Raw genomic sequence first — 14,557 nt, 5'->3', positions numbered from 1 at the left:
GAATTATTTATAATTCATAGAAAGTTGAATTCGTTTTCTTTGAATGTCAACTTCTAATACTTTTACCTGTACGTGTTGACTTAAACTTACGTGTTCATTTACATCTTTAACAAAAGTATTTGATAGGTTAGAAACATGCACTAAACCACTTTCTTTAACACCAATATCAACAAAGCAGCCAAAATTGGTAATGTTATTTACGATTCCAGGAAGTATCATACCTGTTCTTATATCATCAATTGTTTTAATATGCTCATTAAAACTAAAAGCTTTCGCTTTTTCACGAGGATCTAATCCTGGTTTTTCTAATTCTTTTACAATATCTTGTAATGTAGGTAATCCGAAAGAATCAGTAACATACTGTTGCAGTTTTAATTGTTTTAGAGCAGTGGTATTTCCTATTAAATCAATTATTTTACTACCAGAATCTTTCGCCATTTGTTTGACTAAAGTATAACGCTCTGGGTGAACAGCAGAATCATCTAGCGGATTATTACCGTTTTTAATACGTAAAAAACCAGCAGATTGTTCAAAAGCCTTTCCTCCTAATCGAGGTACTTTTTTTATAGCAGTTCTATTAATAAAGGCACCGTTTTCATTTCGGTAATTCACAATTTTTTCAGCTAATTTGGGTCCAATACCAGAAACATAACTTAGTAAAGAAGCACTTGCCGTATTAATATTGACACCTACCTTATTAACACAATGTTCAACAACGGTATCTAATGATTTATTTAATTTAGATTGTTCTACATCATGTTGATATTGTCCTACACCAATTGATTTAGCATCAATTTTAACCAATTCGGCTAATGGATCAGCCAATCTACGACCAATAGAAATGGCACCACGTACCGTAACATCGTATGTAGGAAATTCATCACGTGCAATTTTTGAAGCTGAATAAATAGAAGCACCAGCTTCACTTATCACAAATATTTCAATATTATTTTTAAACGGAATACGTTTTATTAATTGTTCGGTTTCTCTAGAAGCAGTTCCGTTACCAATAGCAATGGCTTCAATTTTATGAGTATCAACTAAAGAATTAATTTTTTCGATAGCTTTGGTAGATTGATGTTGAGGTGCATGCGGATATATGTTTTCGTTATGCAATAAATCGCCTTGTTCATTTAAACAAACCACTTTACAACCCGATCTAAAGCCAGGGTCAATAGCTAAAATTCGTTTTTCACCTAATGGGGCTCCTAATAAAAGTTGCTGTAAGTTTTTAGCAAATACAGTTATGGCACTTTCATCTGCTTTGTCTTTAGCAATTGATACAGCTTCGTTTGTTAATGAAGGAAGTAATAATCGTTTATAAGAGTCAGCAATTGCTAGTTCAATTTGATGAGCACATTCATTTTGAGAACTAATAATTCTGTTTTCTATTTTTTGAAGCGTACGTTCATCGTCTATCTCAATTTTTACACGAATAAACCCCTCTTTTTCGGCACGTAAAATAGCAAGTAACCTATGTGAAGGAATACGGTTTAAGTTTTCCTCCCAATCAAAATAATCTTTAAATTTTTGAGCGCCTTCATCGTCTTTTTTAGTTTTAACAACTTTGGTTGAAATTGCAGCATATCGTTCTAATTGATGACGAATGTTATTACGAACATCAGTACGTTCATTTACCCATTCAGCAATAATATGTCGTGCTCCTTCTAAAACCTTCTCATCTGTATCAACGGCATCATTTATGTATTTAGCAGCTGTAAACTCTAAATCATTTATTCGCTGACTCATAATCATTTTAGCTAAAGGCTCCAGTCCATTTTTACGAGCAGTCTCAGCTTTTGTTTTTCGTTTCTTTTTATATGGAAGATAAATATCTTCTAGAACGGTAAGGTCGTAGGTTTTGTTAATTTTAATCTTTAAATCATCTGTTAAACAAGCTTGTTCTTCTAATACTTTAAGAATGGTTATTTTTCTCTTTTCAATAGTATCAAACTGTTCTTTTAACTGTACTATTTTACCAATTTCAACTTCATCTAAGTTTCCTGTTTTTTCTTTTCGGTAACGAGAAATAAAAGGAATGGTACAATCTTCATTTAATAATTCAACAGTGTTTTGAATTGATTTTAAAGAAATATCTGTGCGAGATGAAATGTAGTTTATCAAAAGAATAGGCGTTAATTACTGTATTAATAACAAAAATAGATAAAAATGAGTTGAATGTAGTCTTAGATAAACAATCTAATTTGTTAGATTTGAATTTAAAAATAAAATTGTGAATAAAGAATATCCTTTAAATAAAAATATAAAAAATCACTTATGGATTTCTTTGGCATTAGGTATTTGGGTTTTTATGTTTCTATATTTTGCAGAACCCTTTGATATTAATCGATTTACCAAAATTGAGAAAATTACACTATTACCTATCTATGGCATTATTCAAAGTATTTGTTATTGCATTCCTTTATGGTATCAACATAAATTCAACCAGAATAAATGGTCGTTTAAAAAAGAATTTATTTTTATTGGATTAATGATTCTTATTGGTTTTTGTATTAATTTTTTGTTTTACAAAAACTTTGTTGCTTACAATGAGCTAGGAACCTATAATTATTATCATTATTTTAAATGGGTTTATTTACCTGCATTGGCAATCATACTTCCATTCATTTTAATAGGAAGATATATTACCGGAAAATTCTCTGAGAATAATATTATTGAAGATAAGATCGTAATAAAAGGAAAAGGGAAACTTGATTTTATTGCATTAAAACCAAATGAATTAGTTTTTGTTCAATCTTCAGATAATTATATAGAGGTTAATTTTATTGAAAAAGATATTATCAAAAAAAAAATAATAAGAGAAACCATTTCGGAAATACAAAGATCATTTCCTTTTTTATTAAAAACGCATCGTTCGTTTTTAATAAACCCAATACATTTTAAACATTTTAAAACTGAAAATAAGAAACTTTTAATAGAGGTAGGGTTTGGTTATCGAATACCTGTTTCTAGAAATTTACAAGCCTCAATTAAAAGTGAATTACAAATAGCCACAAATAAGTAACATTTCGCCACAAGCTCTATTTTTAAAGAGGTTTTGAGAAGTGTCTAAGATATTTTTGTCATATCAAATTAATTTAAAAATAAGATAATGATAAAAAAAATCACATTCCTTTTAGTACTATTATGTTTGCAATCTTGCCATATTGGAAGGATGATTAGGTATTATAAGGCAGATATAGACGATCATAAAATTTTTCCTTACACAGAGGTTAACAAAGGAGAAGAAATCTTTTATTTTAAAGATGGTACAAATTCAGAATTAGCGAATAGGATAAATAATATTAGTGTTACTAAAGGTGATGAGAATTATTTTATAAATGATTTTTTAAAGAATAAAACTGAAACGACTTCCTTTCTAGTTATAAAAAATGATACGATTCTTTTTGAAAAATATTATGAAGGCTATAAACGTGATTCTATTTCAAATATATTTTCGGTATCAAAATCAGTTACATCTTTATTAATGGGAATTGCTATAGATGAAGGGCTGATAAAAGATGTAAATGATCCAATTACTAAATACATTCCTGAACTTTCTATTGCAAATAAAACATTTGATAAACTAACTATAAAGCATTTATTAAATATGCGTTCTGGATTAAAATTCAATGAAAGTTACCGTAGCCCATTTGATGAGGTTAGTAAACTGTATTATGGAACAAATCAGGTTAAACAAATTTCTAAGTTGGATTTTATTCATGTACCAGGAACTTACCATGATTACCAAAGTGTTTGTACAACACTTTTAGGAATAGCAATTGAAAGAGTAACAAAAGAGGAATTAGGGAAATATTTAGAGAAAAAAATATGGAAACCTCTACAAATGGAAAATAATGCAACTTGGAGTATTGATGATAAAACACGTAAAAATACAAAAGCGTTTTGTTGTTTAAATACTACAGCAATTGATTTGGCAAAAATTGCACGTTTAATTATGAATGGGGGTAGGTTTAAAGGAAAGCAAATAGTTTCTGAAAAATGGATTAACAAACTAACGAAAGGGAATAAAGAGAATGATTGTTACCAATACCAATGGTATAGTTATGAGTGTTCTGAAGATTATTATGCATTGGGTATTTTAGGACAAATAGTATACATAGTACCTAGTGAAGATTTAATTATTATCCGTTTAGGGAAATCTGATGGAGAAAAGTTTTTATCAAAAATTAAAGAAGTTGTAAAGAAATAATTAAAACGAACAAACCTCATATATTTTAAATTTGTGAGGTTTGTTATATGTATTTTAAAGAGGTAGGGTATTATCCTAAGTTTTTAATAAACTTATCTACGTTAATATCTATATCATCTTCTCCTTGTTGGTCAAACGGATTTTCTAAATGCGATTGAATGTTATCTAAAGCAACCAAAATAACACTAAATAAAACCGGAACAGCAAATTGCAATCCGTAATTAAAATTTGTGGCATTTTCAGCAAAATGAGGACCGTAAACAATTGGAAGGAATACAATGAAAATATCACTATAGGTTCGTAATGTTCTCGGAGTTCTATATTGATAAATATGTTTAATGCGTTCGAAAGAAATCATCATTTTACTTAAAAATTGATTTGAACGAGAGGCTTCACCAGAAGGCAATCCGTGGCTTCTTAATTTTTTTATAAACAACGATAAGCTTTCAAAGCTATTGTAAATATCTTTTTCTCTTTTTTCTAATTCTGGTATAGGGTGTGTAAACATTTCCTTACAAGATTGCAGCAATTCTCTTAAATGTTTTTTTAATTCTGTAGTTAATTCTTTAGGAGGATTTTCTAACCAATGGTTTACTGCAAAATATAAAGCTCTACCATGTGCTTTTATTGATCCATATTCATCTAAAGCAACCTCTCTACGCTTGTACGCACCACCAATAGAAAAGACAATAGGAAAAACAATAGCCGTACTTATTAATGTTAATGGAAAGTTTGCTTTAATGTGATAATGTAAACAAACAATAGTTGATAAAACAGATAAACCAGCGATAATAACTGTTTTTAAATTGATGATTAAATAAACACGTTTAAATAGTTTTTTCATAGGTGAAATATTAAGTAAAAGATTGTAATTATAGCTCGTGAATATTTTTTAATCAGTATACTTTTTTAAAGTGTACATTTTCATTTTTTTATTATACGAGCCTTTAATAAAATAGTTTTTATATTTTATAACTGTCATGTCATTGGTGAAATTTTCATTATCTTTTTGCATTTTGTCAAAAACATTTTTGTCAATTTCTCCATTAATATGATTAAAATTTTGATCAAACAGACATTCTATTCTAGTAGATTTTGAGTTAAGGGTAGCGTTAAAGGTAAATTGCGTTGGGTTGAAAAAAACAGTAGTATTTCCTAATGAAGCGATAGCTATTCCAGTTGATATTCCTCCAATCATACTTCCTATCATCATTCCAGAATTGTGTTGTATTGTATGACCACCAATAGTTAGCTGAAATTTTTCGTTATATTTTCTTGCTGAAATTCCTATTTTCCCAGCGTTTATCTTTCTGAGAAATTTTTTTGTTTTATTCAGCTCTCTATAGTTAGCGTAGTAACCACCTTCTTGAATTATTGGAGTATTTTTAAAAAGAATAGGTTCTTCTTTAAAAATGGTAAGTTTTTTTTTCGATTTACCAGAATCATAATCAATAATATCTAAAATCAATTCGTTTTTTGTAGAAGCTAATACAAAAATATTATTATGAAGAATGAACGAATTCGTCTTCTTTTTAATTGACTTTATTTCAGGAAGAGGTTTGTTGAATATTTTTGAAGTTGCTTTAAATGTATTTAAGTCAATAATAAGAACTTGTGAAAATGATTTATTACTATCAAAGGTGAAAATTATTTTGTTTTTTCTAACGTACATTTTTTCCTTATCAGCTACAATTTCTATTGGATTAGGTGAGTTTTCATCTATTTTATTAATGTCTTTTTTAGAGTAGGAAAGTAAATTTACTATTTTAGTTTTTCGTCCTAGTCTTGAGGTGAATTTTAAGTGAGATAAATCAATCTTATTTCTTTTTATAGTACCTTTTTCATTGAATTCATAAATAAAAAGACCATCAATACCGGTTTTAGTAGAAATTAAGTAAAAATTGTTTTTAACTGAAGCAGTTTGAATAAATTTCTCACCATTAGATTCAAGCTTGAATTCTTTTGAAGTAGTTTTTTTCTTTAAAAAAGAAAAATTAACCATTAAGAATTTCTTTTTATTCTTGTTGGTAAGAAAAGCACTATAACTACCATTTTTAGAAATACTATAACCAATTAATGTTTTAAACTTCCTTCTTTTTTCTTCTGAAGATAGTTTATCCTGTAAAACAAAATTTTCATTGAATTTATATGCATATACATTTTTTGCATCTGCTATAAAATAAGCAAGGTTTCCATTTTCTTTATTTACAATAGGAATAACATTTTTAATATCAGTAGAATTTTCTTTTAGAGAGTTTTTAAAGTTGAAAATTTCATTTTGAGCAGATAAAGAACCAAAGATAAACCCTAGTATAAGAATAAATAAGTGTTTTTTTTTCATAGTTTTTTGATAAAAAAAGCTTCATAATAATTTTTAAGACTATGAATGTAGTCTGATTTTTAATTAGTAAATTTTAGAAGTTCAAAAGACTTTTCTTTTTTATTATAATCAATGTAGATGTAAAAATCTTTGTATTTAAAAACAGCGTTGCTTGTATCGTATTTTTCTGCTTTAAAAGGTATGTTGAAAAAATCAGAAAATTTAAGTTTTGCCCTCTCTGGGTCTAAATGATTTTTAATTTTTTCAAAAGCATTAATAGTTTTTTCATTTTTTAAGTGAGAAAATTTTTCATCAAGTATACTAGAAAACTTTATAAAATTAGAGGAATACATGTAACTATTGTAACTGTAATTTATATTGTTAGAAAAAGAAAAAATATCTCCACTTCCTATATTTCCACTATGTGTAGAAGGGGCTCCTAATAAGCCGCCAATAGTTACATAGTATTTATTATTGTTTAATTGAACATTGATAGCAGGTTTTGCATAATTACTCATCATTCGTAAGAATTTTTTTGTTGTTTTTAATTCTTTAAACTTTTTAAACGCACTATAAGATGTTGTAATTGGAGTGTTCTTAAATTTAATAGTATCTGTTTTTGAAACTAAAAACTCTTTTTTAATTTCCTTATTGGTTAAATCTGTAATTCTAAAATTAAACCTTTCCTTTGAAAGTGTTACAGTAAAAAGATTATTATCTATTAAATAGGAATTAGATTCCTTTTTACGTCTTTTAATTTCTTTGAATGGAGTTTCTAATTTAAAAGATGATGCTGTAAATGTTTTTAAATCTACTTTTACAAGTTGTGTGTATTCTGAGTTATTATTTAGAGTGAAAATAATTGTTTCGCCTTGAACATACATTTTTTGTTTTTTAGATGAGACTTCGATTGAATTCGGTGTACTCTCATCAAATTTAAGTAAGGGTAAGGATTTAGTTAGGATAGACATTAGTTCTTCTTTTTGTCCTGATGAAGACAAAAAGGTTAATTTATTTACATCTATTTTATTTCTTTTAGGATTACCACTGCCAAACGTGTAAAAATATAATCCATTAACATTTTTTGAACTAGAGATAAGGTAAAACTTATTATTAATAGTAACAGATTGTAAGTAGGTTTCGTAGTCTCTTAAGAGTTTAAATTCTTTAGCTGTTGAGTTTTTTTTTCCCATGTCAAAATGAATTTCTAAAAAATCATTTTTCTTGTTCTTAAGGTAAAGTTTGTAATCTCCGTTTTCAAGGATACTATAACCAATAATATCTTTGTATTTTCTTCTTTTATTTTTAAATAATTTTTTGTCTTTTATAGAAAAATTATTATCAAAATCATAGATATACACATTTTTAGCATCGGTAATAAAAATCGAAAAAAAATCATTTTTATCGTTTACTAATGTATAAATATCTTTCAAGTTTGAATTAGAAAAGCTTAACGTGTTTTTAAATTGGGTTAGTTTTTCTTGTCCATACATGGTAAAGCAAGTAATATATAATGTAATTACTAGTATATTTTTCATGTCAATCTTTATTTAAAATAAAAAGCCCCACAAATTATTGCGAGGCTACGAATATATTAAAATATTGTTTTTATTTAAGCTTTAAAGCATTTTCTATCTTTCGCCAATCTACTATTTTAAAGTTTTGTGCTAAACTATCTTTGGCTGTATTATTAGTTCCGTCTTGGGCAAGAAAAAATCCTTTAGGATATTTATCGCCGAATGAAACACTAGTGACATCAATACCATCCGTGTCATTTGTACCATCAACAATACCATTTTTTAATGAAAAACTTCCTAAATATTGATTAGTAATTCTATCGAAAGCTGCGTAACTATTGTTTCCTTGAGAAGATAATAAAATATAGCCTTTTCCGTTTCCAGAATCATATAAAGTTACACCTTCAAAATCGTCTTTCATATTTAAGTCTCTTGTTCCTATAACTTTTACTCTGTTGTTTGATAAAGTTGGTTCTGCATCATATTTCCAAAGCGCTTTATCTTCTTGACCTATATATACTTTTCCATGAAAATCATCGGCAACAATACCTTCTCCTTGTCCGCCTAAAACAATATTTCTAACAATTTTAGCATCTATTTTTCCGTTACTTTCGAATAACTCCCATTGCTCTACTCCACCTTTTTTACCAACAATAAAAACATAAAAAATATTTGCTTTTGGGTTTTTATACATCCCTAAACCATATACTTCTTTTAAAGTTGATTTAATAGAACGTGCCGCAATATCTTGTAACTCTCCGTTTTCTTTTACAATTAAAATAGATAATGTATTATAGGTTCTATTACTTCCTGTGACAACAGAAACAGGTTTTCCGTTTAAAATGAAACCATTACGAATATCAATATTATTAACGCGTCCTATTTTATAGGTTGCCAAACGTTTACCATCTAAATTATAGGTTTCTAAACCTTCTTTTTTATTGGTTCCTATAATTACTGATTGCATTACGTTATTTGGGTTTATCCAAACACAAGGGTCATCAGCAGCATCATCAAAAGAAGTAACTGGTGTAGTTTCTGCATTGGCTGTTATTGCTACTACAGGTTTTAAGTGTGGGTTAGTATGTAGTATTTTTTCTGCTTTACATGCGCCTAAAATTGCACATATTATACTAAGTATTAAAAAGTTTTTCATCAATTAAAAATTATATTTTATACCAGCATTCCAATTAAAATTATAGAATTCTGATTGCATAGTTTGATTTTTTGTTCCTTGATAAAAACGCAATTCTTGATTGGTTAAGTTTTTAGCTTCAGCAAAAACACGTAAATTTTTAGTAATGGTGTAACTTGTATTTATATCAACAAAAAATTGTGAGTCGTAGAACCTATCCTTAAAAGTTTCGCTACCATATTCGTCTATATAATCACCTGCATAATTTAATGAACCTCTTAATGTAAACTTATTTGTTTCATAAGCTAAAGAACCATTTATCATATTTTTTACCGCACCAGCCAATGCTAAACCATCTTCTCTTTCTTGAATTCCAGTAGTTTTTGAATCGGTATAAGTATAATTACCATAAACTGTAATATTACGTAAGAAACCTGGTAAAAAGTTTAATTTTCGTTGTATTGACGCTTCAAATCCATATATTTCAGCAGTACCACCGTTTAAAGGACGAGTTACTTGGTAAGTATCTGTAGTTCCACCGATTGTTAAATCTTCATCTTTTGTGATTTCATAAATAAAATTATCTAAATTTTTATAAAATCCTCCGACAGAAATAATACCAACATTAGCAAAATAATGTTCAAACATTAAATCGAAATTCATAGATTCGGTAGGTTTTAAGTTCGGATTACCAAATTCAGCTTCTTGATCATCACTATTTAAATTACGATAAGGAACTAAATCGAAATAATTAGGACGTGCTATAGTGTTTGTCCATGCTATTCTAGCAATAGTGTTACTTGTAAAATTATATTTTGCTTGTAAGTTAGGTAACCAATTAGTATAATTTTTAGTTTGTGTAATAGTTGTTACATCATCTAAATTAGATGCCGTTTCAATATCAATAGAATACCCTGTGTATTCTGTATTTGTTTTTTCTACACGTAAACCAGCTGAAAGTCTTAATTTATTACCTAAACGTTGTTTCCATAATGCGTATGCCGCAAATATATTTTCGTTTGCATTGTAATTTTCTGGTACAAATTCATCTAAAACGAACTCACCGTTTTTTAAATCTAAATCTCCTAAAAACTCTCTACTTGCATATGTTCCTGATTTATATTGGCTTCCTGGCAAAAATCCTTTTAAAGTATAATTTGCACTTGGTGTAGTTGCTAGTGTTTCGTATGAGCTAAAATCATCAGTATCGAACTCATAAAAAATATTATCTCTTAATTTTTCTTTGTACTTATTTTTAGCACCAAATTTTAAAGAATTTTTATAATCACTAGAATTGTTGAAAGGTATTTTGATATCGAGTTTAGAGCTATACTTCTTTTCTTCGGTATATTTGTTTTCTTCAGAAATTTCGTCTAATTCAAATTCACTAGGGTCATTATCGAATCCAGAGGCTGAAGTAAAATAAGGAAAACGAGTATTTAATCCTTCTTGAGAAATATCAATATCAGGATCTTCTTGTTTAGCTTGATATGTTATATAACGCTCATTTGGTCGTTCTTCCTTTGCTTTTGATAAACCTGTTTTCCAGTTTAATTTTATATTACCAAATATAATGTGTTCACCACCTAAAGAGAATTTATAAACACTTTGTCTTTCTAAACGAGTATTATCATTTTCATTATTATTAATACCTCCTTTGGTTTGTCTTGAAATTTTATAATCATCACCTTTCTTTTTATAGCGCAAGCGATAACGATTTTCATAATCATTTCGTTTGGTGTAAATTGATTTAAAATATAGGGTGCTGTTTTGATTTATTGAGTAGTCTAAATTGGCAGCTACACTCATACGGTTACGTTTAACATCGTAACGACGAATATCATGCTCTTTAATTTCAGTAGGAGAATCCCATTCAAATTCTACATTATCTGATCCATATTCATTAGAATTATATGTGGCATTAATTACAAAACCTAATTTTTTATTAGCAATTCTATTAGCTATTAAAGCAGAAAAATTATAGTTTGGAGTTTGTCGAATAGGGTTTTGCCCGTAAGAACCAGTTAAATAAGCTCTAAAATTAGCAGGAGCAGAACGAGTAACAAGATTTACTGAACCTCCAATAGCGTCTCCTTCCATATCTGCAGTAACAGCTTTGTTTACTTCTATTAATTGAATCATTTCGGTTGGAATTAAATCCATTTGAACGCGACGATTATCACCTTCTGCAGAAGGAATTTTATCGCCATTTAAAGTTACTGAGTTTAATTGTGGAGCTAATCCCCTAATTATAATATCACGTGCTTCCCCTTGGTCATTTTGCATTGTAATACCCGAAACTCTTTTTAGGGCGTCTCCTATATTTGCGTCTGGAAATTTTCCAATTTGATCTGCTGCAATAATATTTGTGATATTATCTTTACTTTTTTGTTGATTTAAAGCTTTGGCTTGTCCGCGAGTAATACTTCCTTTAATAATAACTTCTTCTAAGTTGTTTGTTTTTGGTTTTAAAAAGAAGTTTTCTAACTGAATAGTATTGGTTACCGTAATTGTTTTACTTAGGGTTTGATAACCTATAAATGAAACGTGAAGTTGATAAACTCCTTTTGTTAAATTTAATACTTCATAATAACCATTAAAATCGGCATAATTTCCGTGGTTTTCAGAATTAATGATAATGGTTGCACCTGTTAAAGGCATATTGTTTTCATCTAAGATTCTACCTTTTATTCCAGCTTTTTTTTGAGAAAAAATGATGGAAGTAGTTAATACTGTAAGTAATAGAAATATTTTATTCATTTGGTGAATTTTTGTTGCTGACAAAATTATTTCTATTTACCGCTAATTAAGTTTTATAAAAGTTAGTAGAAAGTTACAAGTATATTTTTTAAATCTTACTTTAAGGTTAAGGAAGTTATAAAGAGATTAACTAAACTTAAAACTAATATGTATTTAGTATGTGATACATAATAAAAAAGCCTCGCAAATTATTGCGAGGCTACGAATATATTAAAATGTTGTTTTCTTTAAGAAATAAACTCTCCGTTAGTTACTTTTTCAGAAGGCTGAACAAAGGCTAGTTTACCATCAGGAGTATCAGTCATTAAAATCATTCCTTGACTTTCTATTCCTTTTAATTTACGTGGTGCTAAATTACAAACAACACTTACTTGTTGTCCAATAATAGCTTCTGGTTTAAAGCTTTCAGCAATACCCGAAACAATGGTACGAGTATCTAAACCAACATTAACAGTAAGTTTTAAAAGCTTTTTAGTTTTAGCAACTTTTTCAGCTTCTATAATTGTACCTACACGAATGTCTATTTTTGTGAAATCATCAAACTCAATAGTATCTTTTTGAGGATCTAAAACTCTGTTTTCAGCTTCGTTTGCTTTTTTAGTAGCTTCTAGTTTTGCTAGTTGTTTTTCAATTTCAACATCTTCAATTTTAGAAAACAATAATTCAGCTTCGTTAATTTGATGATCAGCAGCAATTAAAACTTGTTTTTCAGAAACATCCTCCCAAGTTAAATTAGCATCAATATTTAAAATTGATTTTAACTTCGTAGAAGTAAAAGGTAAAAAAGGTTCTGATAAAACAGCTAATCCTGCAGCAATTTGTAAAGCAACATTCATAATTGTTTTAGTGCGCTCTTCATCAACCTTAATCATTTTCCAAGGCTCTTCATCTGCTAAGTATTTATTACCTAAACGCGCTAAATTCATTAACTCTTGAGAAGCTTCTCTAAAACGGTAACGCTCTATAGATTTTGCAATTACATTAGGGAATTCTTTCAGAGTAGCTAAAGTGTCTTCATCAATCTCAGATAGCTCCCCAGCAGGTGGGACCTGCCCACCATAATATTTGTTAGTTAAAACAACTACACGATTTATAAAGTTACCAAAAATAGCAACTAACTCATTATTGTTTTTTGCCTGAAAATCTTTCCAAGTAAAATCATTGTCTTTACTCTCTGGTGCGTTTGCCGTTAAGGTATAACGTAACACATCTTGTTGGTTAGGAAACTCTTCTAAATATTCATGTAACCAAACCGCCCAGTTTTTAGAAGTAGATAATTTATTACCCTCTAAATTTAAAAACTCGTTTGCAGGTACATTTTCTGGTAAAATGAAATCACCATGTGCCTTTAACATACTAGGGAAAATAAGACAGTGAAATACAATATTATCTTTACCAATAAAGTGTACTAACTTAGTATCGTCTTTTTTCCAATAATCCTCCCAGTTTTTACCTTCGCGAGCAGCCCATTCTTTGGTTGCAGAAATATAACCGATAGGTGCATCAAACCAAACGTACAATACTTTTCCGTCAGCTCCTTCAATAGGAACAGGAATTCCCCAATCTAAATCACGGGTTACGGCTCTAGGTCGTAATCCGTCATCAATCCAAGATTTACATTGACCTAAAACATTAGGTTTCCAATCATGTTTATGTCCTTCAACAATCCATTTACGTAAAAAATCTTCATGTTTATCTAAAGGTAAAAACCAGTGTTTAGTTTCTTTTAAAGAAGGAACGTTACCAGTAATTGCCGATTTAGGGTTGATTAAATCGGTAGCGTTATGACTTGTACCACACTTTTCACATTGATCACCATAGCTTTCTTCGTTTCCACATTTTGGGCATGTACCCACAACAAAACGATCAGCTAAGTATTGATTTGCTTCTGCATCATATAACTGTTCGGTAACTTCTTCAATAAATTCGCCATCATTATATAATTTTATAAAAAACTCTGAGGCTGTTTTATGATGAATTTCAGAAGATGTACGAGAATAATTATCAAACGAAATTCCAAAATCAACAAAAGATTTTTTAATGATTCCGTGATACTTATCAATAATATCTTGTGGAGTAACACCTTCTTTTTTTGCACGCATTGGTATTGCAACACCGTGTTCATCAGAACCACAAATGTAAGCTACGTCTTTTCCTTTTTGACGAAGAAAACGTGCATAAATATCTCCAGGAACATATACGCCTGCTAAATGACCAATATGAATTGGTCCGTTTGTATAAGGTAATGCTGCTGTAATTGTATATCTTTTTGGTGTACTCATTTTTTATCCTAAAATTTAAAGCGCAAAAATACTTAAAATTAAGCACTTCGCTTAATGTTATGGAGTAACACTTAAAAAACCTTATTTATATTTTGTCTAAATAAAAATAAGGTTCTATTTTTGCCTTGTTTAAAACAATTAACGTGACAATATTATTAATTATATCTGTAACACTTTTTAATATTTAAAAGGTATATACTTTGTTAAACACTGGTGTTACTTTAGAGTATAATAAGTTTGATATTAATTAGAAAGTTACAAATGTTTTTAGATGTTTTTTTATCTATAGATATGGTAACCTAATATAACCGAAGCAATTTAATACAATTA

Annotated in this window: 9 protein-coding genes; 2 read left to right on the top strand and 7 right to left on the bottom strand. The window is 28.8% G+C overall.

Features of this window, described 5'->3' with window-relative positions; genetic code table 11:
• Window positions 1-3: 3 nt before the first annotated feature.
• Window positions 4-2,130 (bottom strand): Tex family protein, encoded by a 2,127-nt coding sequence (locus H518_RS0101155; protein WP_028887373.1) that lies wholly within the window; start codon window positions 2,128-2,130, stop codon window positions 4-6.
• 103 nt (window positions 2,131-2,233) lie between these two features.
• On the opposite strand from H518_RS0101155, the gene H518_RS0101150 reads away from it, so the two are divergent.
• Both H518_RS0101150 and H518_RS0101145 read left to right on the top strand, forming a co-directional pair.
• Complete coding sequence (locus H518_RS0101150; RefSeq protein WP_043706300.1) at window positions 2,234-3,025, top strand: LytTR family DNA-binding domain-containing protein; 792 nt, start codon at window positions 2,234-2,236, stop codon at window positions 3,023-3,025.
• Between the two features lie 87 nt (window positions 3,026-3,112).
• Window positions 3,113-4,213 (top strand): serine hydrolase domain-containing protein, encoded by a 1,101-nt coding sequence (locus H518_RS0101145; protein ID WP_043706299.1) that lies wholly within the window; start codon window positions 3,113-3,115, stop codon window positions 4,211-4,213.
• Between the two features lie 70 nt (window positions 4,214-4,283).
• On the opposite strand, the gene H518_RS0101140 is transcribed toward H518_RS0101145, so the two are convergent.
• The 6 genes from H518_RS0101140 to metG all read right to left on the bottom strand — a co-directional run bounded on the left by H518_RS0101140 (window position 4,284) and on the right by metG (window position 14,227).
• Window positions 4,284-5,057, bottom strand: a complete 774-nt coding sequence (locus H518_RS0101140; RefSeq protein ID WP_028887370.1) for a hypothetical protein — start codon at window positions 5,055-5,057, stop codon at window positions 4,284-4,286.
• Window positions 5,058-5,105: 48 nt separating this feature from the next.
• Window positions 5,106-6,554, bottom strand: a complete 1,449-nt coding sequence (locus H518_RS0101135; RefSeq protein WP_028887369.1) for a hypothetical protein — start codon at window positions 6,552-6,554, stop codon at window positions 5,106-5,108.
• 59 nt (window positions 6,555-6,613) lie between these two features.
• Entirely contained in the window at window positions 6,614-8,071 is a 1,458-nt protein-coding gene (locus tag H518_RS0101130) for a hypothetical protein (RefSeq protein WP_028887368.1), read from the bottom strand.
• Window positions 8,072-8,141: 70 nt separating this feature from the next.
• Window positions 8,142-9,206, bottom strand: coding sequence for a phytase (locus tag H518_RS18980; RefSeq protein WP_051263618.1), 1,065 nt, complete (start codon window positions 9,204-9,206; stop codon window positions 8,142-8,144).
• A 3-nt stretch (window positions 9,207-9,209) separates the two neighbouring features.
• On the bottom strand, window positions 9,210-11,945 hold the full coding sequence (locus tag H518_RS0101120; RefSeq protein ID WP_028887367.1) for a TonB-dependent receptor: 2,736 nt from the start codon (window positions 11,943-11,945) through the stop codon (window positions 9,210-9,212).
• A gap of 227 nt (window positions 11,946-12,172) precedes the next feature.
• Window positions 12,173-14,227 (bottom strand): methionine--tRNA ligase, encoded by a 2,055-nt coding sequence (gene metG / locus H518_RS0101115; RefSeq protein WP_028887366.1) that lies wholly within the window; start codon window positions 14,225-14,227, stop codon window positions 12,173-12,175.
• Window positions 14,228-14,557: the final 330 nt, after the last annotated feature.

The organism is Tenacibaculum ovolyticum DSM 18103, from assembly GCF_000430545.1.
Lineage (GTDB): Bacteria > Bacteroidota > Bacteroidia > Flavobacteriales > Flavobacteriaceae > Polaribacter > Polaribacter ovolyticus.
The sequence above is the reverse complement of the archived record's forward strand: the minus strand, read 5'-3'. Positions and strand labels throughout refer to the sequence as shown.

Coding starts and splice junctions, on each gene's coding strand:
- H518_RS0101145 (WP_043706299.1), top strand. CDS start 3,113: ATGATAAAAAAAATCACATTCCTTTTAGTACTATTATGTTTGCAATCT.
- H518_RS0101140 (WP_028887370.1), bottom strand. CDS start 5,057: ATGAAAAAACTATTTAAACGTGTTTATTTAATCATCAATTTAAAAACA.
- H518_RS0101135 (WP_028887369.1), bottom strand. CDS start 6,554: ATGAAAAAAAAACACTTATTTATTCTTATACTAGGGTTTATCTTTGGT.
- H518_RS0101130 (WP_028887368.1), bottom strand. CDS start 8,071: ATGAAAAATATACTAGTAATTACATTATATATTACTTGCTTTACCATG.
- H518_RS18980 (WP_051263618.1), bottom strand. CDS start 9,206: ATGAAAAACTTTTTAATACTTAGTATAATATGTGCAATTTTAGGCGCA.
- H518_RS0101120 (WP_028887367.1), bottom strand. CDS start 11,945: ATGAATAAAATATTTCTATTACTTACAGTATTAACTACTTCCATCATT.
- metG (WP_028887366.1), bottom strand. CDS start 14,227: ATGAGTACACCAAAAAGATATACAATTACAGCAGCATTACCTTATACA.